Annotated in this window: 18 protein-coding genes; 7 read left to right on the forward strand and 11 right to left on the reverse strand. The window is 72.4% G+C overall.

All coding sequences use genetic code 11. The annotated features are described in order from the left end of the window. Positions 1–234 precede the first annotated feature (234 nt). The 3 genes from AB0E67_RS16475 to AB0E67_RS16485 all read left to right on the forward strand — a co-directional run bounded on the left by AB0E67_RS16475 (position 235) and on the right by AB0E67_RS16485 (position 5,278). Positions 235–1,974 (forward strand): D-aminoacylase, encoded by a 1,740-nt coding sequence (locus tag AB0E67_RS16475; RefSeq protein ID WP_362026695.1) that lies wholly within the window; start codon positions 235–237, stop codon positions 1,972–1,974. Beyond that, complete coding sequence (locus AB0E67_RS16480) at positions 1,971–3,449, forward strand: aldehyde dehydrogenase family protein (protein WP_362026698.1); 1,479 nt, start codon at positions 1,971–1,973, stop codon at positions 3,447–3,449. The genes AB0E67_RS16475 and AB0E67_RS16480 overlap by 4 nt, the downstream gene beginning before the upstream one ends. A gap of 248 nt (positions 3,450–3,697) precedes the next feature. Then, positions 3,698–5,278 (forward strand): APC family permease, encoded by a 1,581-nt coding sequence (locus AB0E67_RS16485; RefSeq protein ID WP_362026701.1) that lies wholly within the window; start codon positions 3,698–3,700, stop codon positions 5,276–5,278. 193 nt (positions 5,279–5,471) lie between these two features. Here the strand turns inward: AB0E67_RS16485 and AB0E67_RS16490 are convergent, their stop codons facing one another. Together AB0E67_RS16490 and AB0E67_RS16495 are read right to left on the reverse strand one after the other, a co-directional pair. Further along, the gene (locus tag AB0E67_RS16490) at positions 5,472–6,212 is read right to left on the reverse strand and encodes an endonuclease (protein ID WP_362026704.1); all 741 of its coding nucleotides are present in this window, start codon (positions 6,210–6,212) and stop codon (positions 5,472–5,474) included. After that, the gene (locus tag AB0E67_RS16495; RefSeq protein WP_362026707.1) at positions 6,209–6,862 is read right to left on the reverse strand and encodes a DNA polymerase ligase N-terminal domain-containing protein; all 654 of its coding nucleotides are present in this window, start codon (positions 6,860–6,862) and stop codon (positions 6,209–6,211) included. The genes AB0E67_RS16490 and AB0E67_RS16495 overlap by 4 nt, the downstream gene beginning before the upstream one ends. Positions 6,863–7,076: 214 nt before the next feature. On the opposite strand from AB0E67_RS16495, the gene AB0E67_RS16500 reads away from it, so the two are divergent. Together AB0E67_RS16500 and AB0E67_RS16505 are read left to right on the forward strand one after the other, a co-directional pair. Beyond that, on the forward strand, positions 7,077–7,613 hold the full coding sequence (locus AB0E67_RS16500) for a hypothetical protein (protein ID WP_362026710.1): 537 nt from the start codon (positions 7,077–7,079) through the stop codon (positions 7,611–7,613). A gap of 98 nt (positions 7,614–7,711) precedes the next feature. Beyond that, the gene (locus AB0E67_RS16505; RefSeq protein WP_362026713.1) at positions 7,712–8,557 is read left to right on the forward strand and encodes an LLM class F420-dependent oxidoreductase; all 846 of its coding nucleotides are present in this window, start codon (positions 7,712–7,714) and stop codon (positions 8,555–8,557) included. Between the two features lie 105 nt (positions 8,558–8,662). On the opposite strand, the gene AB0E67_RS16510 is transcribed toward AB0E67_RS16505, so the two are convergent. From AB0E67_RS16510 to AB0E67_RS16525, 4 genes are all read right to left on the reverse strand, one after another. After that, positions 8,663–9,316, reverse strand: a complete 654-nt coding sequence (locus AB0E67_RS16510; RefSeq protein ID WP_362026716.1) for a DUF6073 family protein — start codon at positions 9,314–9,316, stop codon at positions 8,663–8,665. 41 nt (positions 9,317–9,357) lie between these two features. Next, complete coding sequence (locus AB0E67_RS16515) at positions 9,358–10,665, reverse strand: HEAT repeat domain-containing protein (RefSeq protein WP_362026718.1); 1,308 nt, start codon at positions 10,663–10,665, stop codon at positions 9,358–9,360. 66 nt (positions 10,666–10,731) lie between these two features. Beyond that, on the reverse strand, positions 10,732–12,009 hold the full coding sequence (locus AB0E67_RS16520; protein ID WP_362026720.1) for a KR domain-containing protein: 1,278 nt from the start codon (positions 12,007–12,009) through the stop codon (positions 10,732–10,734). A gap of 39 nt (positions 12,010–12,048) precedes the next feature. Then, a complete protein-coding gene (locus AB0E67_RS16525) occupies positions 12,049–13,362 on the reverse strand; it encodes an AarF/UbiB family protein (RefSeq protein ID WP_362026722.1) in 1,314 nt (437 codons plus the stop codon). 172 nt (positions 13,363–13,534) lie between these two features. Between AB0E67_RS16525 and AB0E67_RS16530 the strand changes: the two genes are divergently transcribed. Both AB0E67_RS16530 and AB0E67_RS16535 read left to right on the forward strand, forming a co-directional pair. Beyond that, on the forward strand, positions 13,535–14,377 hold the full coding sequence (locus AB0E67_RS16530) for an SRPBCC domain-containing protein (RefSeq protein WP_362026725.1): 843 nt from the start codon (positions 13,535–13,537) through the stop codon (positions 14,375–14,377). Continuing rightward, a complete protein-coding gene (locus AB0E67_RS16535) occupies positions 14,374–15,300 on the forward strand; it encodes an AraC family transcriptional regulator (RefSeq protein ID WP_362026727.1) in 927 nt (308 codons plus the stop codon). Before AB0E67_RS16530 ends, AB0E67_RS16535 begins: the two co-directional genes overlap by 4 nt. A 28-nt stretch (positions 15,301–15,328) precedes the next feature. Here the strand turns inward: AB0E67_RS16535 and AB0E67_RS16540 are convergent, their stop codons facing one another. From AB0E67_RS16540 to AB0E67_RS16560, 5 genes are read right to left on the reverse strand one after another with little or no spacing between them, the layout of a single operon-like run. Continuing rightward, positions 15,329–16,945, reverse strand: coding sequence for an MFS transporter (locus tag AB0E67_RS16540; protein WP_362026730.1), 1,617 nt, complete (start codon positions 16,943–16,945; stop codon positions 15,329–15,331). Continuing rightward, entirely contained in the window at positions 16,942–17,376 is a 435-nt protein-coding gene (locus tag AB0E67_RS16545; RefSeq protein ID WP_362026733.1) for an acyl-CoA thioesterase, read from the reverse strand. The genes AB0E67_RS16540 and AB0E67_RS16545 overlap by 4 nt, the downstream gene beginning before the upstream one ends. Beyond that, a complete protein-coding gene (locus tag AB0E67_RS16550) occupies positions 17,369–23,221 on the reverse strand; it encodes an SDR family NAD(P)-dependent oxidoreductase (RefSeq protein WP_362026736.1) in 5,853 nt (1,950 codons plus the stop codon). The genes AB0E67_RS16545 and AB0E67_RS16550 overlap by 8 nt, the downstream gene beginning before the upstream one ends. After that, positions 23,218–24,216: an enediyne biosynthesis protein gene (locus AB0E67_RS16555; protein ID WP_362026739.1), complete on the reverse strand. Its 999-nt coding sequence runs from the start codon at positions 24,214–24,216 to the stop codon at positions 23,218–23,220. Before AB0E67_RS16555 ends, AB0E67_RS16550 begins: the two co-directional genes overlap by 4 nt. After that, positions 24,213–26,177, reverse strand: coding sequence for a CRTAC1 family protein (locus AB0E67_RS16560; protein ID WP_362026742.1), 1,965 nt, complete (start codon positions 26,175–26,177; stop codon positions 24,213–24,215). Before AB0E67_RS16560 ends, AB0E67_RS16555 begins: the two co-directional genes overlap by 4 nt. Between the last annotated feature and the right edge of the window lie 17 nt (positions 26,178–26,194).

A 26,194-nucleotide genomic window follows, 5' to 3' on the forward strand; every position in this document is an offset into this window, starting at 1 on the left:
GGCTCCCGCCCCGGCCCCCGGTGCTCGATCGCCGGAGGGGCCGACGAGAACGGCGGCGTCTTCCCGGACCGCCGCTGCGTGGAGCCGGGGTGCGTACCGCGGCCGTGCGCACCCCGGCCGCACACCCGGCCGCACGCTCCGCCGCGCCCCGGGCGTCGCGCCGCCCGTCCACGCATCCGTACCTGCGTTGGAACCTCCGTACCCGCGGTTGGAAACACGGAAGGGAACCCCGTCATGCTCGACCACCTCATCCGCGGAGCGACCGTCGTGGACGGCACCGGCGGCCCCTCGTACCGCGCCGACGTCGGCATCCGCGACGGCCGCATCGCCGTCGTCGCCGAACCGGACACCCTCACCGAGGAGGCCGTCACCAGCGAGGACGCCACCGGACTCGTCCTCGCCCCCGGTTTCGTCGACCCGCACACCCACTACGACGCCCAGCTGTTCTGGGACCCGTACGCCACCCCGTCCATGAACCACGGCGTCACCACCGTCGTCGGCGGCAACTGCGGGTTCACCCTCGCCCCGCTCCACCCCGGGCGCCCGGAGGACGCCGACTACACCCGCCGCATGATGGCGCGGGTGGAGGGCATGGCCCTGGCGGCACTGGAGGAGGGCGTCGACTGGTCCTGGTCCAGCTTCCGCGAGTACCTCGACGCACTCGAAGGACGGATCGCCGTCAACGCCGGGTTCATGGTCGGCCACTGCGCCCTGCGCAGGCACGTCATGGGCGCCGACGCGATCGGCGGACAGCCCACGCCCGAACAGCTCGACGCCATGCTCGCGCTGTTCCACGACGCCATGGACGCCGGGGCCTGGGGGCTGTCCACCACCCGGTCCTCCACCCACTCCGACGGCGACGGGAAGCCGGTCGCCTCCCGGCACGCCCTCCCCGAGGAACTCCTCTCCCTCGCCCGCGCGGTCGGCGAACACGAGGGCACCCAGCTGGAAGCGATCGTGGCGGGCTGCCTCGACCAGTTCTCCGACGAGGAGATCGACCTCCTCGTCGACCTGACGGCCGCCGCCGGGCGCCCGCTGAACTGGAACGTCCTCACCATCGACGCCGCCGTCCCCGAACGAGTGCCCCGCCAGCTCGTCCCCAGCGAACGCGCCCGCCGGGCCGGGGGCCGGATCGTCGCGCTCACCATGCCGATCCTCACGCCCATGAACATGTCGCTCGGCACGTTCTGCGCACTCAACCTCATACCCGGCTGGGGCGAGATCCTCGCCCTGCCCGTCCCCGAACGCGTCGGGCGGCTCCGCGACCCCGCCACCCGCGCCGAGATGCTGCGCCGCGCCGACAGCAAGGAGGCCGGGGTCTTCCGCCGCCTCGCCGACTTCGGCCGGTACGTCATCGGGGACACCTACAGCGCCGCCAACGAAGGGCTGACCGGCCGGGTCGTCGGCGACATCGCCGCCGAACGCGGTCAGGACCCCTTCCACTGCCTGGTCGAGATCTGCGCCGAAGACGACCTGCGCACCGTGCTGTGGCCGATGCCCACGGACAACGACCCCGCCTCCTGGGAGCTGCGCCGGCAGACCTGGGAGCACGAGGACGTCCTGCTCGGCGGCTCCGACGCGGGCGCCCACCTCGACCGCATGTGCGGCGCCCCGTACACCACCCGGTTCCTCGGGGACTGCCTGCGCCGACGCGGGCTCGTGCCCCTGGAACAGGCGGTCAGGATGCTCACGGACGACCCGGCCCGGCTGTTCGGGCTGCGCGAGCGGGGGCGGATCGAGGAGGGCTTCCACGCCGACCTCGTCCTCTTCGACCCCGAACGCGTCGACGCCGGACCCGCCACCCTCGTCCACGACCTGCCCGGCGACAGCCCCCGCCTCGACTCCAGGGCCATCGGCATCGTGTCGGTCCGCGTCAACGGGGTCGAGACCCTGCGCGACGACAAGGTGACCGGCGCGGTCCCCGGTACGGTGCTCCGCTCCGGCCGCGACACCCGGACGGTGAGCACCGCATGAGCGACGGAAACAGGACGGAGCGGCGCCTCTTCATCGGCGGCCGGTGGACCGAACCGGACCACGGGCACTACGAGATCGTGAACCCGGCCACCGAGGAGGTCGTCGGCCTCGCCCCCGAGGCGAGCCGCGAGCAGGTGCACGCGGCCGCCGCCGCCGCGCGCGAGGCGCTGGACGGCTGGTCGCGCACCCGCCCCGAGGAGCGGGCCGCGATCCTGGACCGGGCCGCCGACCTGATGCTGCGCGACCTCCCCGCCCACGCCGCGCTCGCCCAGGCGGAGAGCGGCGCCACGACGGGAACCGCCCGGGGCATGCAGGTCGCCGTCGGCGCCGCCCGCTTCCGCCGGTACGCCAGGGGCGCCCTGGAACCGGCCGAGGAGCCGGTCGTGCCGCAGATCAACGAGGCCGGGCCGATGGGCCGGGCGGGCGTCTTCGGAGCGCTCGCGGTGCGTCAGCCGGTGGGCGTCGTCACCTGTATCACCTCGTACAACAACCCCTGGGCCAACCCGGCCGGGAAGATCGCCCCCGCGCTGGCCATGGGCAACACGGTCGTCGTGAAGCCCGCGCCGCAGGACCCGCTCTCCGTCTACCGGATGACCGAGGCACTGGAGGCGGCGGGCGTCCCGGCGGGCGTCGTCAACGTCGTCACCGGTTCCGGCCCCGAGGCGGGCGAGGCCGCCGTCGACGCGCCGGACGTCGACATGGTCAGCTTCACCGGTTCCACCGCCGTCGGCCGGCGCATCGGCGAGGTCTGCGGGCGCGCCATGAAGCGGCAGCTGATGGAACTGGGCGGGAAGGGGGCCGCCGTCGTGCTGGACGACGCCGACCTCGACTCCGCCGCGGCGGGCATCGGCACCACCTTCTCCTTCTACAGCGGCCAGATCTGCACCGCGCCGACCCGGGTGCTCGTCCAGCGCGGCGTCCACGACGCCCTGCTCGGCAGGCTCGCCGCGTACGCGGACCGGCTGACGGTGGGCGATCCCACGGACCGGGGCACGGTCGTCGGCCCGGTCGTCTCCGCCGCCCACCGCGACCGCGTCGAGTCGTACGTCGAACTCGGCCGCAAGGAGGGCGCGCGCATCGTCACCGGGGGTGAGCGGCCCTCCGGCCGCGGATTCGAGCGGGGCTTCTACGTCGCCCCCACCCTCCTCGCCGACTGCACCAACGACATGCGCGTCGTCCGCGAGGAGATCTTCGGTCCGGTCGTCGTGGTCGTTCCCTTCGACGACGAGGAGGAGGGCATCGCGCTGGCCAACGACAGCGACTACGGACTGATCGACTACGTCTGGTCCTCGGACGTGGCCCGGGCCTTCCGGATCGCCCGCCGGCTGCGCGCCGGAGGGGTCGGAGTGAACACCGTCGGACGGAACATGGAGGCCCCGTTCGGAGGGTTCAAGAAGAGCGGGGTGGGCCGCGACGTCGGCTCGTACGCACTGCACGCGTACAGCGAACTCCAGGCGATCGTCTGGCCCGGCTGAGGCCCCGTACCGCCATGGGTGTCCGCTGAGCGGACACCCATGGGAAATTTTTGAATGCACACAAAACGGGCAGTACTGCGATTCCCGTACGGTGTCGTCAGTCGAGTCGACCTTCGTATCAGAAGGCGTTGCGGGTCATTCGCCTTCGATTGAGGCCAACTTCGCCTGTCTGTAACGAAAAATTCAAGGATGAGACGGCGGAGTCTCATAATTCGGATGTGGAAATCGCAGGGCTTAACGTCCCTTCCATGACACAGCTGGACGTGCGGCCGCGGGCCGGAGACACGGTACGGGAAGCCGCCCCGGCGGACGGCGGTGCGCGCGGCGACGGAGTACGCGGCAAGGGCCTGGGCGGGAACTCCGTCGGCCTGATGGGAAGCGCCGTCATCGGCGTCTCCACCGTCGCACCCGTCTACTGCCTCACCTCCACCCTCGGTTCCACCGCGGGCGAGGTCGGGGTGCAGATGCCCGCCGTCTTCCTGGCCGGTTTCCTGCCGATGCTGCTCGTCGCCTTCGCGTACCGCGAGCTGAACAAGGCCGTGCCCGACTGCGGCACCTCCTTCACCTGGACGGTGAAGGCGTTCGGACCGCGCGTCGGCTGGATGTGCGGCTGGGGCCTGGTCATCGCGACGATCATCGTCCTGTCGAACCTGGCGGGCGTCGCGACCTCGTTCTTCTGGCTTCTCGCGGGTGAGATCACGGGCAACCCCTCGATCGCCGCCCTGGACGACAACAAGCCCGTCCACATCCTCACCTGTCTCATCCTGATCGCGGTCGCCACGGCGGTCAGCTACCGGGGCATGACCGCCACCAAGGGCCTCCAGTACGCCCTGGTCGGTCTCCAGCTCGTCGTCCTCGCGGTGTTCGTGGTGATGGCGGTGCAGAAGGCACGCAGTGGGGAGTTCGCCACCTCGCTGGAGTTCTCCTGGTCCTGGCTGAACCCGTTCGCGGTGGAGTCGTTCGCGACATTCACGGCGGGTCTGTCGCTGTCGATCTTCATGTTCTGGGGGTGGGACGCCTGTCTGACCGCCAACGAGGAGACCGTCGGCAGCGAGAAGACTCCCGGGCGCGCCGCCCTCATCGCGATGGTGGTCCTCGTCGGCTCCTACCTGGCGACGGGTATCGCCGCCCAGATGGCCGTCGGTTCCGGCAGCTCCGGCCTGGGCCTGGCCAACCCGGAGACCTCCGACAACGTCTTCGCCGCGCTCGCCGGGCCGGTGATGGGCACCGGCCTCGGGATCCTGCTGTTCGTCGCCGTCCTGGCCTCCGCCGCCGCGAGCCTCCAGACCACCTTCATCCCGGTGGCCCGTACGGTCCTGGCGATGTCCACGTACGAGGCCCTGCCCGCCTCCTACGCCCGCGTCCACCCGCGCTTCCGCACCCCGGGCAGGGCCACGATCACGGCGGGCGTGGCGACCGGCGTCTTCTACGCGGTCATGACCCTGGTCAGCGAGCACGTCCTGGTCGACACGATCTACGCGCTCGGCCTCATGATCTGCTTCTACTACGCGCTGACGGCCTTCGCCTGCGCCTGGTACTTCCGCGCCGAACTGACCCGTTCGTTCCGCGACCTGGCCTTCAAGGGGCTGTTCCCGGTCGTCGGCGGCATCCTGCTCAGCGCGGTCTTCGTCAAGACCCTGTGCGACATGTGGAACCCGGCGTACGGCTCCGGCTCGTCCGTCTTCGGAGTCGGTTCGGTGTTCGTGATCGGTGTCGGACTGCTGCTGCTCGGCCTGGTGCTGATGATCGCGATGCAGCGCCACAGCCCGGCCTTCTTCCGCGGCGAGGTGCTGACCAAGGAGACCCCGGCGCTGGTCGTGGCGGACTGAGGTCCCTGGGCGCGAGCGTTTCCCGGGCCGTCGTTGTCCGGCCGGTGCTGCTCGGACCGATGTCCTCGGCCGACCTTTCGACCTTTCCGGGTCGGCGTCACCCGGCCCGGCGCTGCTCGGGTCGGCGTCCCCGGCCGACCTTTCCCGGACGACCATTCCGGGCCGGCGTCCCCGGCCGTTCCCGGGGCCCGTCTCACGCGGCGTGCTCGATGACGTCCTCCACGACGTGCTTGTCCAGAGCGGCCCGCACCAGGGCCGCCGCGAGCACCGCGGTCCCGTCCTCGGGCCCGGTCCCGGTGGCGTCCCGCGACGCCTGCCCGCCCCGGCGGTCCCGCCCGGCCCGCCCGCCGTGCTCCGCCTCCTCGGCCAGCCGCGCGAGCTCCGCCGGTGAGGTGGGGAGCCCGAGCTTCTCCGCGCCCTGGAGGGCCTTCCCGTCCACGAAGGGCGCCGTCTCCGGCCATACGGCCTGCACCTCGCGCAGGAAGATGTCCGCCCCGGACGGGCCGATGCCCGGGGTCCGGCGCAGCCCTGCCCGCAGCACGTCCAGATTCCCGTCGGCCTCCGCGCGCAGCCGCCGCAGATCGCCCCCGTAGTCGTCGAGCAGGCGCTCCGCGCCCTCGCCGAGCTGGGTGGCGGTCCGCTCGTCGTAGCGCCGGTAGCCGCCCTCGCCCAGCGCGTCGACCCGCTCCTGCCAGGTCGCGTTCCGCATCCGGTCCGGGGAGCGCAGGCCGTGGGCGAACAGCGCGCGGGCCGCCGCCACCGCCACCGACGCCCGGATGCGGGCGCTGAGCAGATCGCTGAGCACCAGGAGCTGGTACAGCGGCTGCGGGGTGTTCCGCAGCCGGATGCCGGCCTCGGCCGCGTAGGTGGTCCCGTGGCGGTCGAGCAGGGCTTCCACGGTCTCGCGGGCGGTCGGGGTGTCGCGCGCGGTCACGGGGCCCCGCCTCCTTCCTCGGCGGCGACCTGCGCCAGGGTGCGGCCGGTACGGGCGGAGCGTGCCAGGTACGGGTCGGGGGCGTCCGGTCCGTCGTGCGTGGCCTGCCCGTCCCTGGCCTTGATCAGCAGCCACACCTCCTCGCCCGGAACGTCGTGCCCGCTGCCGCCCTTGAAACGGGTCAGGGCGAACTCGCCGTGCAGCTTGGTGCCGTCCAGCCAGAAGGTGGCGTGCCCGTCCTCCAGCGCCTGCTCGAACGGCACGGGGGTGCCCCATCGGTCGTGGCTGAGCGGGTGGTAGATGCCCTGGTCCCAGACGATCACCGTGCCGCCGCCGTACCGGCCCTTCGTGATGACGCCCTCGAAGGTGCGGTACTCCAGCGGATGGTCCTGCGTGGCGACGGCCAGCCGCCGCTCGCGCGGATTCTCCGAGGGGCCGCGGGGCACCGCCCACGACTTCAGCACCCCGCCGACCTCCAGCCGGAAGTCGAAGTGCATGCGCCGCGCCTGGTGGATCTGCACGACGAAACAGGGCGCGGACGCCGCCGACGCCCCGGAGCGCCGTGCATCGTCCTCGGAGCGCCGTGCGTCGTCCCCGGAGCGTCCGTCGGGGGGTCGGAGCCGTTCGTCTCCCGCGCCGGTCGTGTTCATCCCGACACCTCCTCCGGAAGCCCCCGGTGCCCCTTCTTCCACTGTGACCCTCCTGGCGGCGAGGCGCACCGGATGCGGGAAGCGGGGTGCACCGGGCGTGGGAAGCGGCGCGCAGCCGGACGCGGGAAGCGGCGCACCGTGCACGGGAGGGCGAGGCACACCGGATAAGGAAAACTTAGGGTAGGCACACCTAAATTCCCCTACGGTGTCCCTCATGGACCGCTGGGATCTGGTGGGTGTCGCCCTCACCTCCGCGCTCGTTCTGGTCGCACTGTTCACCGTGGTCGTCGTCGGGGCGCTCCTCGTGGCCCGTGACGCCCTGCTCGCGGACTATCCACCGGCGATCCGGGCCAGGTACGGGAGCCGGAGCGAGCGCGGAAGGCGCGTCGCCGCCGCGGCCGGGCTGCTGAACGCGCTGGTGTTCGTCGCGGTGCCCGTGGGCGGCGTGCTCGCGCTGCATGGTCGGGCGGACGGTCCGCTGGGCTTCTGGCCGCCCTTCGCCCTCGGCGCGTTCTGCTTCCTCGCCCTCGTGCTCTTCGACCTGCTGGTCCTGGACTGGTGGCTGTTCTGTCTGGTGCAGCCGCGCTTCATGGTGCTGCCCGGCACCGAAGACATGCCCCAGTACCGCGACTTCGCCTTCCACGTACGCGTCCTCGTCCCCCGGCCGGTGCCGTGGCCGCTGCTCGCGGTTCCCGGCTACGGGGCGGGCGTGGGGGCGGTCACCTGCCTCGTCGAGGCCGTGAGGGGCTGAAAGGCCGTCATGAGCCGACGGGGGCGCTCGGTTTCGCGCGTCGTACGGCATACGTTGGGGCCGTCACCGGACCGACCACGACGGAGGTGTCCTTTCCCATGCGGATCGCCACGACGATCTTCCTCACCGATGAGACGATCACACCGCTGAGGCTAGCCCGTGAGCTCGAACAGCGCGGGTTCTCCGGGCTCTACCTGCCCGAGCACACCCACATCCCGGTGAGCAGGGAGACCCCCGCCCCCATGGGCGGCGACCTCCCGCCCGAGTACGGCCGCACCCTGGACCCCTTCGTCGCCCTCGCCCAGGCCGCGGCCGTCACCGAGCACCTCGACCTCGGCACCGGCATCACGCTCGTCGCCCAGCACGACCCGATCGACCTGGCGAAGCGGATCGCCACCCTCGACCACCTCTCCGGCGGCCGGTTCACGCTGGGCGTCGGCTACGGCTGGAACGTCGAGGAGGCCGCCGACCACGGGGTGCACTGGCCGGCCCGCCGCGCGCTCACCCACGACCGCCTGGCCCTGATGCACGCCCTGTGGGAGGACGAACCGACCGCTTACGAGGGCGAGTTCGGCTCGGTCCGGGCGAGTCACGCGTACCCCAAGCCGGTGCAGCGTCCGCGCGGCCCCGTGAACGGTCCCCGCACGCTGTTCGGCGGCGCGGCGGGCCCGAAGCTGTTCGACCACATCGCTCGGCACGCCGACGGCTGGCTCCCGATCGGCGGAGGCGGCCTGACGGAGTCGCTGCCGAGGCTGCGCACCGCCTGGGAGGCGGCCGGCCGCGACCCGAAGCAGCTCCACGTGGTCCCGTACGCGGTGGTCCCGAACCGGGGGAAGCTGGCGCACTACGCGGACCTCGGCATCGAGGAGGTCGTGCTGCAACTGCCGCCCGCGGGGGAGGCGGAGGTGCTCCGGGCGCTGGACGCGTACGCGGAGTACCTGTAGCGGTCCGTACGGCGCTCCCGGCCGCCGCCATGACGCGGCGTGGCCAGGAGTCCGCCGGTGAACCGCTGCCGTCCGGACGGCGCCGGGCGGCGGCGGTCCCGGTACTCAGCGACGGGCCATTGCTTCCAGGGTCGTGTAGCCACCCATCGTGAAGCGAAGGCTGGTGACGTAGGCCACCGGGGCGTCGTCGAGCCGCCGACTGTCGTGCAGTGGCAGCATCCGGTAGATCTGCCCCTTCCCGGGGGAGCCCGCGGGCGGTATCTGCCGGACGTCATCGATGGTGAGGATGATGGGCTCCTTGTTGACCAGCTTCATGCCCAGCTTCGGCATGTCGAAGATCGCACCCACTGCCATGCGGCAGGCCTTGGCCGCCGGCCCCTCGCCCGCATAGGGGTCGAAAGGCGTGCGGATCTGACCGGCCGAGAGACAGTCGGGATTGAGCGTGACGGTGATCCGTCCGAGTTCGTCGCACTCGCCGACCATCTTCATCTCGATGAGGTTCGTGTAGACCTCGGCCCTGGACCACTCGTCCGACGTGGGCTCCGACCGGACGACGCGGACGTAGCCGTCGAAGTCGACGGTGTATTCGCCGACCCCCGGGACGGCGAAGGTGTCCACCGAGCTGATGCCGAGATTGTCGATTCCCGGGACCGGAGGAGTCCAGGGGGACACCGCCGTGCCCTCGTAGAGGTTGGGTACGCCTTCTGTGGTGACCGGGCGGCCGTAGACGGTCGTGGGCCCGGACGACGAAGCAGTCATCGTATTGCCTTTCGTCTGAGTGCGAGGGAAGGCATATCCCGTCACGGGATCTGCTGGGAGGTCCAGTCGCAGCACGTGAGTCCGGGCTGGTCCGGGACGCCGTCCTGGTCGGAGTCGATCTCGCCGTCCACGGTCGAGTACACGTCGCGGGAGTTGAGGTCGATCACGCCGTCGCCGTCCCAGTCGTTCAGCTTTCCCTTGAAGGTGCCGAGGATGAAGGCGTTGGTCATGGGGCCGACCTCGGGGTCGTGCAGGGTCGACAGGACGCCGTTCCCGGGGACCAGGATCTCTTCGACCGAACGGCCCGCGACCCGCGAGAGGTTGACATGGCCCCAGCCCTGGAAGCGGCCGCGCACGTAGCGGATGGCCGCCTCGCCGTGCACCTGGAACTTGGGTTCGAGGTGCCAGGTGCCGTAGCGGGCGAAGCCGATGTCGGCCTCGCGGACGCCCGCCGACGGATCGTCGGCGCGACCGGACTTGAAGAACGGCCGGGGCACGAGCGATTCGAAGAAGAAGTTCCCCCGGTCGCGGCGGCTGCGGTCCGTGAAGCCCCGGAACAGGTAGTTGTCCACGTGCGGCGAGCCGTCGGCGTGCAGCCCCTCGATCGTCTTGGCGATGACGAGCTGACGTTCCCGCGTGGCCACGTTCGGGCACGCGTGCGCCTGGCCGTAAATGCGGGCCAGCCCCTGCGGCGCCAGCGAGATCTTGCCCCAGTGCTGGTTCGAGGAGTCCAGCCGCACGTACAGATCGCAGTGGATCAGCAGGAAGATGGTCTCGTCGAACGTCCGGCCCGGGGTGTAGTGGCCCTCGCGGTCGTCGAAGGCCGGGTCTCCCGTCTGAAGTTCGCTGATGAACAGCTTCGACCACTCGGCTATCTCGGGGTCCGGGTCGTCGAGGAACTGCCGGAGCGTCGTGATGGCCTCGGGGCCGCCGAGCTTCTCGATGGCCCACAGCGCGTCCCACCGCACCTGGCGGTCGGTGTCCTGCCGTATCGCCTGGGCAAGGAACTCGATGGAGTCCTCGTGGTCGCGGTCCGCGTACTCGAACAGGGCCTGTTCGCGCATGGCGGGGTCGGGGTGCTGGAGCGCCGCCGTGCGGAGATCCTCGTTGCTGCGGTTGTCCAGCCGGATCGCCACCCGGTCCAGGGCGTAGCCGAAGTCGCTCGCCCAGGCGGCCGGGTCGCCGGCGACGAACCTCGGGTCCACGTTGCTGAGAGTCGTGCGATACGCGAAGTTCAGTGCCTCGCGCTGCTCGGTGGCGAGGTCCTCCAGCCGCACCGAGTCATCCCAGCCGTCCGCCCGGCCCTCCGTCAGATCCGCCGGCGACTTCCGGCACAAATCGATAGCCATACCAGTCCTTCCCTACCATGTAGTCGGCTGGTCGTTATCCATAACTTAAGTGAGAGGGGCCGCGGCTCACTTCTCAGAGATTGGCACGCCCGCCGGAGGCGGCGCCTCGGCCCCGTACGCGAACCGGCGCAGCGGGAAGTCGGGGTCGGTTGTGGGGGTGAGCAGGACGGCGGCGGCCTGCTCGGGGCCCCGGGGCCAGGCCAGCAGCCGGCGCAGGGCGGCCATGCCGGAGCGCAGCGGCACCGGGGGCATGCCCTGAGACGCCGCGCCAGCCACCACGCCCATGCGGTGCGCCTGCCCGGCGCCGCTCCACAGCGACCACTCGGCCACGACGACGGCGCACCCGGGCAGCCGTGCCGCGACGGTCAGGGCCTGCCGGCGCAGGAGTTCGTTGGCGAGCGCGTAGCCGCCCATCATGCGGTGCGCCCGGTGCGCGGTGATCGATCCGAAGCCGACCAGCACCCGCAGGGACTCCCGGGGGACGGCGGCGAGGACATGGCCCAGTCCCGTGGTCTTCGGGGCGCGCAGTGCGGCCAGGTCGTCGGCCGTGGAGGTGCCGACGGGGCCGCCCGCGACCAGCCCGGAACAGTGCACGAGGGTGGCGGGTGCGCATCCGGCGAGCACACGGGCGACATCGGCGCGCCGGGTGACGTCGGCGGTCACAACGCGCAGGCGGGGAACACGGGCTCGAAGGCGTCGGAGTATCTCGGCGTCACCGTAGGGCAGTTGGTCTTCCGTGCGTACGTCGAGCAGGGTGATGTCCGTGACGCCGCCGACCGCGAGCACGGTGGCGGCGCGCAGCCCCAGGCCGCCGAGCCCGCCCGTGACCAGCCCCGGTCCCGCCGGTACCGCACCCGTCGGCAGCGTTGCGGGCCGCCACTGGTGGAAGCGGGCCAGGCCGTCCGCGCCCAGGTGCAGCTCGCGGCGCCTGCCCGGCGGATCGGGCCACGCGAACGCGGGGTCCAGGACCGCGTGGGCGGCACGGCGCAGCGCCGATGCCGGGACGGGACCGGTGAGTTCCACGGCGGCGACCGGAGAGCCCGGTTCCTCCAGGGCCGCGGCGCGCAGCAGGCTCGCCCCGCCGGCTCCCCGGTGCACGAGGAGGAGCGGCCACCCGCGCGACCTGCGCAGGGCGAGCCCGTCCAGCAGGGCCACGTCCGCCCGGCGGCCGTGGGTCTCGCCCAGGACGACGGCGACAGCCGGCGCGGCGGTCGCCGGGGCCGTGCCGCGGAGGTCCGCCGCCGCGCTCAGGCGCTCGCCGAGCAGTGTCCACGAGCGGGGCTCCGCGGTTCGCAGGGGCACCGGTGCGCCCGGCGCGTACCGGTGTGCGGCGATGTCGTGCACGGTTGGGCCTCCCAGTGGGCGAAGTGGCACGGGGCCGCGTCAGTAGCGGTTGAGAGCGACCAGGAGCGTGGGGATCGCCTCGCCCTGGAAGTCGACGTCCACGTCGAAGTCGTTGATCAACCCTTCGAGGACCAGCAGGGACATCAGCGGGAAGACGAACGCCGGGGCCGCCGCGACGCCGTGCCTGCGCTGCACGTCGAACAGGCGGGTCGCGAAGGGCGCCAGCCGGAACTGACCGGCGGTCCTGCCCGAGGTCTCCGTCACCAGGGCACGTATCTCCGCGCGGAAGCCGTCGGTGTCGCACCCCGGCGGTATGTGTTCCGCGCTTTCGAGCACCGTCTCGGCGGCCTCGGCGGCACGGCCGAGCGAGAGGTGCATGAAGAAGCGCGCGAACAGCAGCCGTACCTCGGGTTCGAGGGGGACGACGAATCCGGCGTCGAGGAGGACGACGGACCCGTCCGTTCCCAGGTACAGGTTGCCCGGATGCATGTCGCAGTGGACGAGTCCGTCGATGAAGAGCATCCGGTACACGCACTGGAGAACGTTCCTGACGATCTGTCGGCGTTCCTCGTTGGTGAAGTCGCCGGGAGCGAAACGTCCGAGAGGCTCGATGAACTCCATCACCAGCGCGCCCGGGCCCGAGGCGCCGGGCACCGGGGCGGGAATGCGCAGGAACCGGAAATCGGCGAGGTTCGCCCGGAGAGCGGCCAGTGCCGCGCACTCCTGGGCGAGGTCGAGCTGGCGCAGGAGGGCGTCGCCGAGCTGCCGCACGATGCGACGGGCGGGCACCTCGCGCAGCGGGGGGAGGCGTTCGAGCCAACGAGCCCAGGCGTCCAGCAGGGCGAAGTCGGCCTCCATGCTGTGCCGCAGGCCGGGGCGCCGGAGCTTGACCGCCACCGGCGTGCCGTCCGTCAGGGTCGCGCGGTACACGCAGGCGATGCTGCCGCCCGCGACCGCCGACCTGTCGAAGGCGGTGAACGGCCAGTGGGCGGGGTCGGGGTATGCGTGTGCCAGGGCCCGGTCGAGCTGTGCCGCGCTCATCGCCGGGACCCGGTCGTGGAGGCGGGACAGGAGGGAGCAGAGGTGGGGAGGCAGCAGGTCGCCGCGTGTGCTGAGCAGTTGGGCGCCCTTGATGTAGGTGGGACCGAGGTCGCTCAGCAGCCGCGACCACCGGTCGGGGAGAGGCCCGCGGCCGGCTCGCGCGGCCAGCCGGTCGGCCGCTCCGGCAACGAGGTGACGGGAGGTCACTGCGGCCAGCGACACGATGCGGTGACATCTGTCCGGCAGCCCGACCCGCGCGGTCACCGGGGAGCCGGTCAGTGGGTGCAGGGCGGGCGGGGGTGGTGCGACCATCACGCCTCCTGGGTGCGCCGACGGCAGGTGTGCGTCCCGGCGGCACCGGACACCCGCGAGACGTCCGTCCGTCCGAGTGGAGTGTTGACATGCGGAGAATGATTAACAATCATATAGCTTTATTGATGGGCTGTCAGGTGCCCGGCCGGTCCGAAGCCTCACGGAGGTCGGCGTGATCCGCACCAACGAAGCTCAGGCGGACATCGGCATCGCGGCCCCTGCCGAACAGGTGTGGGACGCGCTCACGGACCCGGACAGGGTGGCGTGCTGGTTCGGTGACCTCCGTGAACCCCTGCGCCCGGGCCGCCCGAACCGCCTCGACCTCGGGGACGGGGACTTCTTCGCGCTCGACGGGCCGGAACTGCGCCGTCCGCACGTCCTTCGGTACGCGTGGCGCTTCCTCGGCGTGGAGGAGCCCTCCGTCGTCACTTGGACACTGCGTGAGCACGACGGCGTCACCACGGTGGACGTGCGGCAGCGCGGTCCGGGCCTGTGGCCGGCCGAGGCCGCGGAACTCCGTGAAGAATGGCGGGACTTCCTGGACCGGCTGGCGGGCCACCTGCGTCACGGCGGGTCCACCCGCTACACGTTCCGCGATCGCGTCGACGGGTCCGTGCGGCTGCCCCGCAGCCGGTTCCGGCCGCTGCACGAACCCGACCTGTACCGCTGGATGCCGATCGCCACGGACGGTTTCGCCCCCCGCTGGTTCTTCATCGTGGACGGCGAGGGGCCGCGCCGGTTCGGCATCGCCCGTTGGGAGACCGTGCCCGGGCACCGTGTCGCCTGTGAGATCGCCGTACACCCCGCCGGAGCGCCGACCCGCTGCGTCGTGGAACTGGAGACGGCGGTCGACGGTGCGCGGCTGCGGATCCGGCACGACGGCTGGAGCGGGCTCGGCGTCCCGGCGCGCCAGTCCCTGACTCTGCGCCGGCGCTTCACCGCCACCTGGCTCGCGTCGCTGGACGCCGTCCGCGACCTGTCGGCGGCCGCCCCCGTCGGAAAGGACGCACCATGACGAGTCATCCGCACACGACCCACGGCCGAGCGGCCTGCGCCGACTGCCCGGCGGACGAGGCGCGCGCCGCGCACTGCCCGTCGCCCGCCGCCGCGGACGTCGCGCGCCGGGCCGCGGTGGAACGCGCGATCGCGCGGATGACGTGCAACCTCGCCGATCCGCAGTACCTGTCCGACCACGCGCGGGCCGGGCTGTTCAGCCCGTTCCACTTCCACCGCGTCTTCCGCTCGGTCACCTCCGTGACGCCGGCCAGGTTCCTCGCCGCCCTGCGGATGGCCGCCGCCCAGCGCCTGATCATCCGGGACTCTCCTCGCATCATCGACGTGTGCACCGCTGTCGGGTATTCGAGCTTGGGCACCTTCACCACCCAGTTCACCCGGCTCGTCGGGGTGTCCCCCCGGCGCTATCTCACTCTGGTCGAGCGCCATGGCCGACAGCGGATGGGCGCGTTGACCGGCCATGCGCCCTCGGCCCCGCCCGTGCCCGCGGCGCCTGCGGGCGGCGTTCTGTCCGGTGAGGTACTGCCGGCCCCGGGCGACATCGCGGCGGCCGAGGGGCTGTTGTGCACGGGCATGTTCCGGCACGGCGTCCCGCAGGAGGCGCCGGTGAGCTGTACCTGGGGGACGCGGCCGGGGCGCGTCGAGCTGCCGCTGCCCTCGCCCCCGGTCCGGAGCGAGGTGCGGCAGATCCTGTCGGTCTGGTTCCCCGCGTGGCTGAGCGTCGTGGACGCCCTGCTGGATTCGGCAGGCACCAGCCGACGCGTGGGCGCGACCGCGGTGTCGCTCGGTGCGTCCGACTGCGGCGCCTTCCGTGTATGTCTGCGCAGGACGGTTCCCAGCGATCCTCCGCTGGTCTACGCCCTGCCCCTGTTGCTCGCCGAGGTGAGCGCGGACCGGTCGGCGTCCGGTGCCGGGGGCCGGTGAGCGGGCCGAGAAGCCCGCCGGCCCCGGCTCAGACGGCGCGAGCGGGCTGGGGCTCCGCCTCCAGCGGGGTGTCGATCGCCCGGCGACGGGTCTCGACGCCCGCGACCGCGAGCACTACCACGGCGCAGGCCAGGGGCACCGCGCCCGTCGCGGCCGTGACCCGCAGTTCCGGGGTCGCCAGTGACAGCAGGGTGAGGATCAGCATGGCGACCCCGCCGAACTTGGTGAGTCCGGCGACCCGGCCCGTGGCCCGCCCCCGCAGGGCCGTGGGGTAGATCTCGGCGCAATACGCGATGGTGATGGCGCCCAGCGAGTACACGCTGACGACCGGAGCGGCCAGCAGGGCCATCAGCAGGGTGCGGTGTTCCGCGACTCCGTCGCCCAGCGCCATGAAGCAGAAGAGCGGTGCGACGGTCAGGCCGCCGAGCAGAACCGTCGTCCACTTCGAGCTCCAGAAGCCGTAGGCGAAGGCGGCCACCACGTTGATCGGCAGGCCGAACAGGGCGGCATTGCGCAGAATGCGGTCGGCGTCCAGGCCCTCGATGCCCATGCGCTGCAGATCTGTCGGAATCCACAACTGGAACCCGTACGTCACGATGCCGACGCTCAGGGCCAGCAGAAGCAGCCCGGTGAGGAGGAGGGGACCTCCCCGGACCGGTGCCTCGGAGCGTGCGGTGGTGGCGGCAGGCGTTGTCACGGACCGGGGGGACGGGACCGGGCCCGACCCGTACCGTTCCATCACGGCACGCGCCTCGTGGGCGCGGCCGGCCAGGACGAGGTAGCGCGGGGACTCCGGTATCCACCGGTTCAGCAGCAGGACGAGCAGGCCGGTGGGCATGCCGATCAGCCAGAGGACGCGCCATCCGTAGTGCGGGACCAGGCTCTCGGCCAGCTGGCTGGTGAGGGCGTAGGCGAGGGCGGCGTTACCTCCGATCAGCACGAGGAGCCAGCCGCGGTGGCGGGCGGGGACCGTCTCCGCGAGCAGCGCGAACGCCACGGGCAGCATGCCGCCCGCACCGATGCCCATGAGGAAGCACATCACCAGGTTCGCGGTGAAGGTGGGCATCGCACCGCAGACCGACGTCGTGGTGAAGAGAACGCCGGCGAAGAGGATCGCGGGACGTCGCCCCACGCGGTCGGCGAGGACTCCCCACACGACGGAGCCCAGCACCGTCCCCAGCAGCCCGGACAGCGGCAGCAGGGACACCGGCAGACCGCCGTCCGGGCGCAGGGGCGAGCTGAGGCCGTACTCCGCCGCCACGCCGGGCGCGACGAAGGACAGCGTGGTCGGCTTCATGACGTCGATGGTCACGACGAGGGTGAGCACCAGGACCAGCCCGGCGTGGGAGCGGCGCAGGGGGGCGTCGTCGAGAGCGCGGACGCGGAGGTCCACCGGACGCTCGTCGCGGCGCTGGGGCGGAAGGAGCCCCCAGAAGGCCAGCGCGCAGCCCGCCATGACCGCCGCCATGCCGGCGGTCATGGCGGCGTCCGGCCGCATATGGGCCATGTGGTAGCCCATCGACCGCGCCTCGAAGAACATGGGCAGGTGCAGCGCGGCGCCGGTCGTGCCCAGTGCCGTGCCCGCCCAGAAGACGGCGGGCCGCCGGAACGTGATGGCGCCCTCCCTGCGGCCGTCCGCGCTCACGTGGCTGCTCCTCGGAAGGGTTCCAGGGCGCGCACCAGGGACTCCGGGACGGTGACCGGGACCGTGTCCGGTCCGTCGCCGCGCATGCAGGCGACGCGCTGGGTGCCGCGGGCCGCCAGGCGTTCGCCCGTGGCGTGCAGATGGACGTAGTCGAAGGTGAACTCGACCTGGGTGCTGAGCACTTCCCGCAGACGCATGCGGACGGAGACCACGTCGAACGCCCGCAGCTCCATGAAGTACTCGCAACTGCAGTTCACGGTGAAGAGTTTCAGGCCCGTCCGCAGTTCGTCCACCACCTCCGGTGCGTGCCGGTACAGGAACATCTCGCGGCAACGCCCCTGCCATCGCACGTAGTTGGTGAAGTAGACATTGCCGACGAGATTGGTCTCCTCGAAGCCGACGACGTGCCGGTACGCGAAGTGGTCAGGCATGCGTCTCCCTTTCGTGCCGGGCGATCGCGGACACGGCGGGCACGGCTGCGTCGGGTGCGCTCCCAACAGTGGTCATGTGGGCGACGGCCGTGAAGCGTCCCGCCGCGAACTCGGCGCCCCCGTCGTCGCGAAGGGTCCGCAAGTGGGCCCGGTCGGCCTGGCCGCCACCGGCCTTCCGCACGGCTTCGGCCACACTCCATACGGCGGTTCTGGCATGGCCGGCCGGCCAGCCCGCTTCCATGACGGCGGCGGCCAGGGACTCGCCGTCGGTCCCCAGCAGCCGCTGCCAGTCGGCCTCGGCCCGGTGGACCACTGCCTCGATGTCACAGCCCACGGGTCCGTCCGCGGCGACGGCGAGGGTGACCCCGGCGCCGTGTGACGCGCTCAGGTACCAGCCGTCGGGTGTCCGGCCGGGTCTGCCGTCGGCGCGGCGGACGACGCACGGACGGCCCGCCCCGGCGAGCCGGGCGAGCGCTTCCTGGGAGGCTCCTCGTCGTTTGACGCCCCCTTCCTCGACGACGGCCCGCAGCCGCGGCCCGTGCTCCGTCGTCCCCGCCGTCCGGACGAGGAGCGGGGCCAGCAGCGGCACGGGCCAGTGGCGCGGCCGGTGGCGGCGGTCACCGGTGGCCCGGAAGACCACGTCGTTCCAGTGCTCGACGATGCGGCCGGACCCGTCGGTGACGGTGAGGCGATAGGTGAACGCATCACCCGTGTGCGCGGTCTCCTGGGCGGTGAGGAGCAGGTCGCCGACCGGCGCGGCAGCCGGGCGCACCGTCACCTGACCGACGGAGACCGGCAGCAGTGTCCGGTGCGGGACACAGACCTGCACGGCGTGCAGGAAGGCGTCGCGCGCGCCCGGGTCGGGCAGGGCGAGGGCCGGGACGTGGAACATCCCGAACCACCCCTTGTCGTCGCCCGGCGCGATGACGGCCCGGCACGCGTGTGCGCCGATGTGCCGGTAGCCCGTCACCCGCTGGAAGCGCCCGCTCTGGAACAGCAGGCTCCCGTAGAGGTCGCGGGCGGGGACCAGCCGGGCGGCGGTCGCGTTGCCGACGGGTGCCGCGACGGGCGCCGCGGCCCGTGCGCGGGGGCCGGTCGCCTCGCCGACGTGCACGGTGGCGACGAAGTGGTCGACCGCGAAATCCGTCTCCTGGCTGCGCATCACCACGGCGACGCTTCCGTCCGCCCGTACCAGGGCGGCCGTGCGCACGGCCGTGGTGCCGCGCTCGGGAACCGTGATGGGTCTGAGGAACCGGACATCGCTCAGCGCGGCGACGGGCCACACACCGGTGACCGCGGCCGCGGTCTGTGCCATCGCCTCCATGCCGATGACGCCGGGGAGCAGGGCCTCGCCGTCCAGTACGTGGTCCGCGAGGTAGGGATCCGCACCCAGGGAGAGCTCGGCCTCGGTGACGAGTTCGACCCCGGGGTAGTCGATGAGCACCCGCTCCAGGAACCGCCCGTGGGGGGCGGTCGTCCCCCGGTGGGCGAGGGTCGGCAGTGTGCCGGTGCGGGAGGCGAGCACCAGCGGCCCGCGCAGCTCGTCGTCGGCGAGCACCCGGCCCAGGATCTCCAGGCCGTCGTCGACGGTGACCGGGCTGATGCCCTGCCGGGTGAGGGAGTCGAGCACGCCCAGGCGGTCGCCCATGCCGATACCCGCCCAGACGGACCACTCCAGGGTGAGACCCCGGCACGAGGGACGGGCGCGGCAGTAGTCGTCCACGTAGGCGGCGAGCCATTCGTTCGCGGCGGCGTAGTGGGCCTCGCCCCGGAGGCCGGAGCGGCCGATGATGCTGCCGAACGCCAGGAGCAGCCGGGGCGGGTGGTCGTCCAGGGCGTGGAGCAGCAGCCGTAGGCCGTCGAGCTTCGGCCTGCCGGTGGCCTCGAACTCCTCCTCGTCGAGGTGCTCCAGGGACGTGGGGGAGTTCCTGCCCGCACCGTGCAGCACCACCGTGACGGGACCGAGCTCGGACCGGACGCGGCGCACGGCGGACTCGACGGCCTCGGGATCCGTGATGTCCGCGGGGAAGTAACTCACCCGGGGACCGAACCGCGCGAGGTTCTCGGCGAGCAGCGAGTCGTCCTCGACGCGCGTGCGCCCGAGCACCGCGATCCGCGCACCGCTGTCGCCGACGAGGGCTCCGGCGCACTCGGTGCTGATGCCCTTGCCCCCGCCGGTGACCAGGACCACGTCGTCGGGGCGCAGCCCCGGCCACGGGGCCGTGGGCAGCCGGACCAGCGAGAGGGCGGGCGTGAGCCGCGTACCGTCGGCGCGGTAACGCACCTCGGTGAAGCCCTTCCTGGTGGCGCGGATCTCGGCCGCGACGCGGGCGAGCCACGGCGGGGAGCACAGGTCCTGGTCGCTCGACCCGGGAAGCGTGATCAGGCACACGGCGACGTCCGGCCGTTCGAGGTGCAGCGACTTGACGAAGCCGCCGCCGACCGGTCCCCGCTGGACGACGGCCAGCGTGCCGTGGTGCCCGACCGCGTCGGCCGCGGTGAGCAGCAGACCGGGGATGTCGGCGGTGGCCCGTTCCGGCAGGCACAGAAGTGTTCCGGGCGTGGGCGCTTCACGGGCGAGCGTGTTCGCGAGGGGACCGGCCACGGGGTCCTCCGGCACCGAATGCACGTTCCAGCTCGCGGTACCGGCGACGGACGAGGACCCGTCGGAGGCCGGCGGGTACGGGGGCAGGGGTGCGGGAGCCCAGTCCACGCGGTAGGCGCGTACCCATGACCCCGCACCGGGCACCCGCGTCGGACACGGGTCGTCCGAGGCGCCGGAGCCGCCGTCGAGCAGCGCGGCGATGTCGCCGACCGTGGCCGTGGCGATCGACAGGATGTCCAGGGGCGGTTCGACCCCGACGTCGGCGGCGGCCCGCGCGACGATGTGGCCCACGGTGATCGAGCTGAGGTGCAGTTCGTCCAGCAGCCGGGTGCCGGGGCCGATGGCCTCTGCGGGCAGTTCCGCCCGTTCGGCGATACGGACGCGGAGCGCCGTGAGCGCGTCCGATGGGGGTTCCGCGTCCGCACCGGCGGGGTCGTCGTCGGGGGGGGTGGCGCGCGGCGCGGGTGTGGTGGGTACGGGCTCGCCGGAGGGCGGCGCTTCCGCGAGCGGACCGGGCGGGGCCTCTTCGCAGGGGTTGGCGAGGAACCGCGGCGGGGCGTCGAGGGAGAAGGGGCGGGTGAACCGGTCGGAGAACAGCTTCTCCGGCCGCAGCGGTGAGCCCAGCACGTAGGCGGCGGCCATGACCTCCAGCAGCCCTCGCAGGAGGGGGCTGTCGGTGGCCGTGCTGACCACGGGAACAGCGTCCGCGCAGTCCCTGGTGATCGTCGCAAGTGCGCGACCCGGACCGACCTCGACGAACAGGTCGGTGCTTGCGGCGACCTCTTGTACGGCCTCCGAGAACCGCACCGGGCTGATGAGCTGCTGTCCGAGCAGCGCGGCCAGGTCGGCCTCGGGGCCGATGCGGCGGCCGGTGACGGTGGAGACGACCGGGCGTTGCGGGGCCTTGACCGGTTCGGCCGCCAGCGCGGCCGGCAGGGCCTGGGCGGCGCAGGCCATCTGCGGCGAGTGGAAGGCGTGCGAGACGTCGAGCGCGGTGACGTTCACCCCGGCCTCGCGCGCCGCCCGCGTCACGGCGGCCACGTCGGCCCGCGGCCCGGCGACGACGGTCTGCCTCGGCCCGTTCAGCCCGGCCGGCACACAGTTCGTTCCGCTGGTCCAGCGGGCCGCCGCCTCCGGGCCCGCCGCGAGCGCGGCCATGGCGCCCTCGCCCTGCGGCACCCTGCCCATCAGAGCGGCACGCCGGTCGACCATGCGCAACAGCGCGTCCTCGTCCATGCAGCCGGCCCAGTGCAGCGCGGTCAGCTCCCCCAGACTGTGACCGACGGCGGTGTTCCCGCGGACGCCCGTCTCGTCCAGTACCTTCAGCGCCAGCAACGACGCGCACACGACGCGTGGTTGGGCGAGCCGGGTGTCCGTGCCGTCCCGCAGTCCCGCCCCCTCGATGGCCGTGACCTCGCGGTGGGCGCGGTCGAAGCGGGTGCGCATGGCCGGTCCGACGCCCCCCGATCCCTGGCCGGGGAAGAGGAAGGTGATCCTCGGCCGCCGGTTCCTCCGGCCGAGCCAGACACCGGCCGCCGGGTCGATCGTCCGATCGGCCCCGGACGCGGCCAGGCGGGCCAGGCGCCGCAGACGCGCGGCAGCCTGTCGCGGGGTCGCGGCGACCACCGCGCCCCGTACGCCTGGCCCCGTCTCTCCGCGGGCGTCCGATTCCCGGGCCAGGGCGGCCGCCAGGTCGGTGAGTTCGGCGTAGGAGATACGGTCGGCGAGGGCGGCCAGGTGTGTGCACCGGGCGTCGAGCGCGGGCCCGTCCGCGGCCTCCACGAGGAGCAGTTCGGTGTCCTGCCGCGTGCGGGCCGCCAGCGGCAGGAGGGTCGTGTCAAAGGCCCGTCCGTCGGCGGCCTCCACGGCGATGTGCGTGTTGATGCCGCCGAATCCCATGGCGGAGACGCCCGCCCGTACGGCGCGTCCATCCGGGAAGGCCTCGGGCCGCTCGGCGAGCCGCAGCGCCCGGCCGGCCCCCGTCAGCTGCTGACGGGGCTGCCGCACCCCCGTGGCGGGGGGCAGCACACGGTGCCTGACGGCCTCGACGGTCTTGACGAGTCCCGCGATGCCTGCCGCGGCCTTGGTGTGGCCGATGTTCGCCTTCACGGAGCCGATGACCGCGGGGGGCGTCGAGGTGCCGTGGGCGGAGGAAAGGGCGTTGAGCTCGGTCGCGTCACCCACCGGCGTGCCCGTGCCGTGTCCTTCGAAGTAGCCCACCGACGCGGGTGAGTACCCTGCCATCGCGTAGGCACGCCGGACTGCCAGCAGATGCCCTTCGGCGGCCGGTCGGGTGATGCTGCCGGAACCGTCGGTGGAGATCCCCCACCCGGTGAGTACGGCCCGGACGTCGAGCCCGGCGGCGCGTGCGTCGTGCTCGCGCATGAGGACCACGACGCCGCAGCCCTCGCCCGGCAGGAAGCCCTGGGAGGCCTGGTCGTAGACCAGCATGTCGTCCTTGGCGAGTGCTCCGGTCCGGGCGAAGCCGATGAGTTCGAAAGGATCGATGCTGAGGTCGACGCCGCCGACGAGGGCCGCGTCGGCTTCCCCGGTGGCCAGCATGCGGCACCCGTCGGCGACCGCGAGGAGCGAGGACGCGCACGCGCCGTCCACGGTGAAGGCTCCGCCGTGGAGGTCGAAGTGGTTGCTGACCCGCCCGGCGACGGTGTTGGCCAGACCTCCGGCGAGGCTGTCCTCGTCGGGCTCGGGGAACGGCGCCTTGAACCGCTTCTCCAGCTCCGCCAGCAGTTCCGCCGCGGCGTGCCGGTCCATGCCCCGCTCGTCGAGCAGTCCGGCGAGGACCCGTCGGACGTAGGGGTAGCGGAGTCTCAGGGCCAGCGACCTGCTGCGGTCGCCGGTGAGGGAGTTGCCCAGGACCACCGCCGTCGAGCCGCGGGGCAGGCCGTCGCCCCGGGGCAGGTTCGCGTCCAGCAGCGCGCGGTGGGCCGTGTCGAGCGCGAGCCAGTGCACGGTGTCCGTGGCACGGAACGTCGACCCCGCGACGCCGAAGGTGCCTCGGTCGAACGTGAACCCGTCCAGCAGGGCGGCGTGGGTCACGCCGAAGGAATCGGCTCCGGCCGCCCGGGGGAGGTAGTCCTCCGTGTTCAGCCGCTCGCGCGGGATGGGCCGGAAGGCACGGCGTCCGGCGAGGACGTTCTCCCACAGCCGGCCCGGACTGTCGGCGTCCGGGTAGCGGCAGGCCATGCCCACCACCGCCACGCGGACCGGGACGGCGCTCATGCGGAACCTCCCGTGGAGTGGACGGCGGGAGCCGGGCGGGGGTGTCCGGCCGCGGCCATCGCGTGCCTGATCCACCAGCCGATGCCCCGTGCGAGGCAGACCGCGGTGACGGCGAAGAAGAGGGTGTAGGCGACGTGCAGCGCCATCAGCACGCCGTAGACGAGGCCGACCGCCGCGCCGAAGAGGACCTGGTCCCGGGGGCGGAACGGTGTCGTACCAGGATCGGTGATCATGTAGTTGGTGAACAGGATGAAGGCCACCCCCGTCATCACCGACAGGGCCGAGACGAGACTGTCGCCGAGGAAGGCCCAGCGGGCCACCGCCTGGAGCACGAAGGCCCCGACCCACCCGGCGATCAGCGGCAGCTTGCGTGTCAGCTTGCCGTTGAGCAGCGTTCCGGCCGCCAGGATCACCGCGGGCAGGGCCCAGCTCCCGTACGCGTTCAGGTGCTCAGTGAAGTGGTACGGCGGAGCGATCGCGACCCAGCTGTAGGTCAGCAGGACGACGGTGATGCCGAAGTTCGAGGGGTTCATGAAGTGCCGCATGCGCCCGTGCACCGGCGCGCGCAGCACGGTCTTCTGCCCCACCCCGACGACCACGGCGCATAGCATGGGCAGGATGTGGTCGTTGGCGTAGAGGAGCATGTTGCAGGCGAGTCCGGTGATGTGGGCCGGCAGCAGGAATTCGTAGACGGCCCGCGGGCCACCGGCGAAACGGACCGGCCGCCGCTCGCTCCATGCGCTGAGGGCCTCCAGCAGGAGTTCTGTCGCGTAGGCGGTGGCGACGGCCGCCAGGGGCCAGAGCCAGGGTTGCTCGAAGCCCAGCAGGGTGTAGCCCAGGATGTTGAGCACCGAGATGGAGAGGGCGAAGTTGCGCAGGGCCAGGTAGCGCGGATCGGGGGGCCGGGGCTTTTGGGGCGCTTCCGGTGTCGCCGGGCCGGCGTCGCGCTGCGCCGTCCGTGTGGCGTCCGGCCGGTGTCTGGCGAGATCGGTCATGGTGCCGTCACCTCCGTGGCGCGATCGTCGAGCAGCAGGGTGTGGTGCCCCGGCCGCAGCGTGACCGTCTCCTGGTGCGTGCCGCCCGTTGTGTCGAGCCAGCGCACCTCGACCCGTACCGGGGTGTCCTCGGCCGTGCCGAGTCCGAAGGAGAGGGTGAAGTCGCGTTTGCCGGAATGTCCGCTGCCGCCGTCCACCTGTTGCAGAGACGTTTTTCCGCCGACCGTCACCCGTGCCTGGGCGCCGATGGCCGCGACGGTGGCGCCGGAGTCGACCGGCGCCGCGGAGGCGGGTCTGACGAGGTCGAGCGTCAGCCGCCGGTTCACGGACGGCGAGTCGTTGCGGTAGTAGAGCGGCGGCGCCCACTGCCGGGCGATGGCCAGGTCAGGCGCGCCGTCTCCGTCGCCGTCCCCGATGGCGATGCCGCGGCTCGGGGTGGTGTCGCCGACCTCCAGCCGCCGGGCGATGTCGATGTACGACCCGTCGTCCGCCGGGGCGTACAGCGCCAGGTGCTGATGGCCCGACAGGTCGTCGCCGGGCTTGAAATTCGGCCATACCCCGGGGTGCTTGAGCAGTTCGTCGTTGGCCATGGCCAGTTCCTGGAGTTCGGGCCACCGGTTGGTGTCGCCCTGGACGAATCCGGTGGTCTGCACGATGGCGGGCAGGCCGGAGCCGTTGAAGTCGGCGGCCTTGGCGTCCCAGCTCCAGCCGCTCCACGCGAGCCCGAGGTCCGCGCTGCGATCGGTGAACGGCGCCACACCGTCCCGCAGTTTCCGGCGGGCGTCCGCGGGGTCGGAGGCGTCGTTCATGAAGGCGAAGTTGCTCTCCTGCAGGCCGAAGGACGTCGTGATGTTCGAGACGAAGATGTCCAGGCGGCCGTTGCCGCGCAGATCTGCGAAGTCGACCCCCATGCCCTTGAAGGAGTCGTTGCCCAGCGCCTTGGACTTGGGGGTGGTGGGGCCCAGCCGTCCGCGCATCGTCGTGAACCGCACGCGTCCCGGCGAGGAGACGTTGTGCAGCAGGTGGTCGGGGCCGAAGTCGTTGGCGATGTACAGCTCAGGCAGCAGGTCCCCGTCCAGGTCGGCCGCGGCCGCCGCCAGGGTCCAGCCCGTGGCGTCGCCCGCGGGCAGGGCGTTCTCGACCTCCTTGTACACGGCGCGTCCCGCGTCGGGTTCGCGGCGCAGGACGTGTCCGCCGCCGGCGTTCTTCGCGTGGGACATGGAGTGCTGCATGACGACGCGGTCGTCGTCTCGCGTGCTCAGGACGCCCGAGTCCGGGAAGTAGGTGGTGACAAGGACGTCCGCGTGGCCGTCGCCGTCGAAGTCCGCCACGGAGACCGCGTTGGAGTTCCAGCGTGCGCCGTGGTAGCGGCCGTCGTCGGGACCGTCGGCCGGAACCAGCTCCTGCGGGAGGTACGAGTCGTCCGACAGCCGGCCGGTGGCGCCGCGGTGCAGGAACAGGACGGGGGTGCGCCCCCAGTAGTACACGAGGAGGTCCACGCGACCGTCCTCGTCGTAGTCACCGGGCACGCAGCCCATGGGCGCCATCTCGGTGTCCGTCGGCAGCGGTGCCGGGTCGAGGACGAAGGGCGTGTACCTCCGGCCGGTTCCCGGAACGGGGGTGACGACGACCTCGTCCGTCCGGGAGTCCACGACGCAGAGGTCCGACGAAGTGCCGGTGCCGTCGAGGTCGTTGACAGCGATCCCGGCACCCACGGACGAGATCCACGACTGAATCCCCTGATACGCGGGGTTGACCGTGCGGACCTTCCGGTCGCCCGCGTCGTAGCCGGGTGGAAAGGCGATGGGCAGTTCGGTGAACGCGTAGCGGGAGGCCGCCCTGTCGACCGCCTCGGACGACGGACCGGGCTTGCGGGCCGCCGTCAGAACGGTGGCCATGAGCGCGATGGCGACCAGGACGGGTATTCCCTTGCGCAGACGGTAGGAACGGTCTCCCGGCATGTGCCTCCAATCAGAGG

The organism is Streptomyces sp. NPDC032161 (genome assembly GCF_040636995.1).
Classification (GTDB): Bacteria; Actinomycetota; Actinomycetes; order Streptomycetales; family Streptomycetaceae; genus Streptomyces.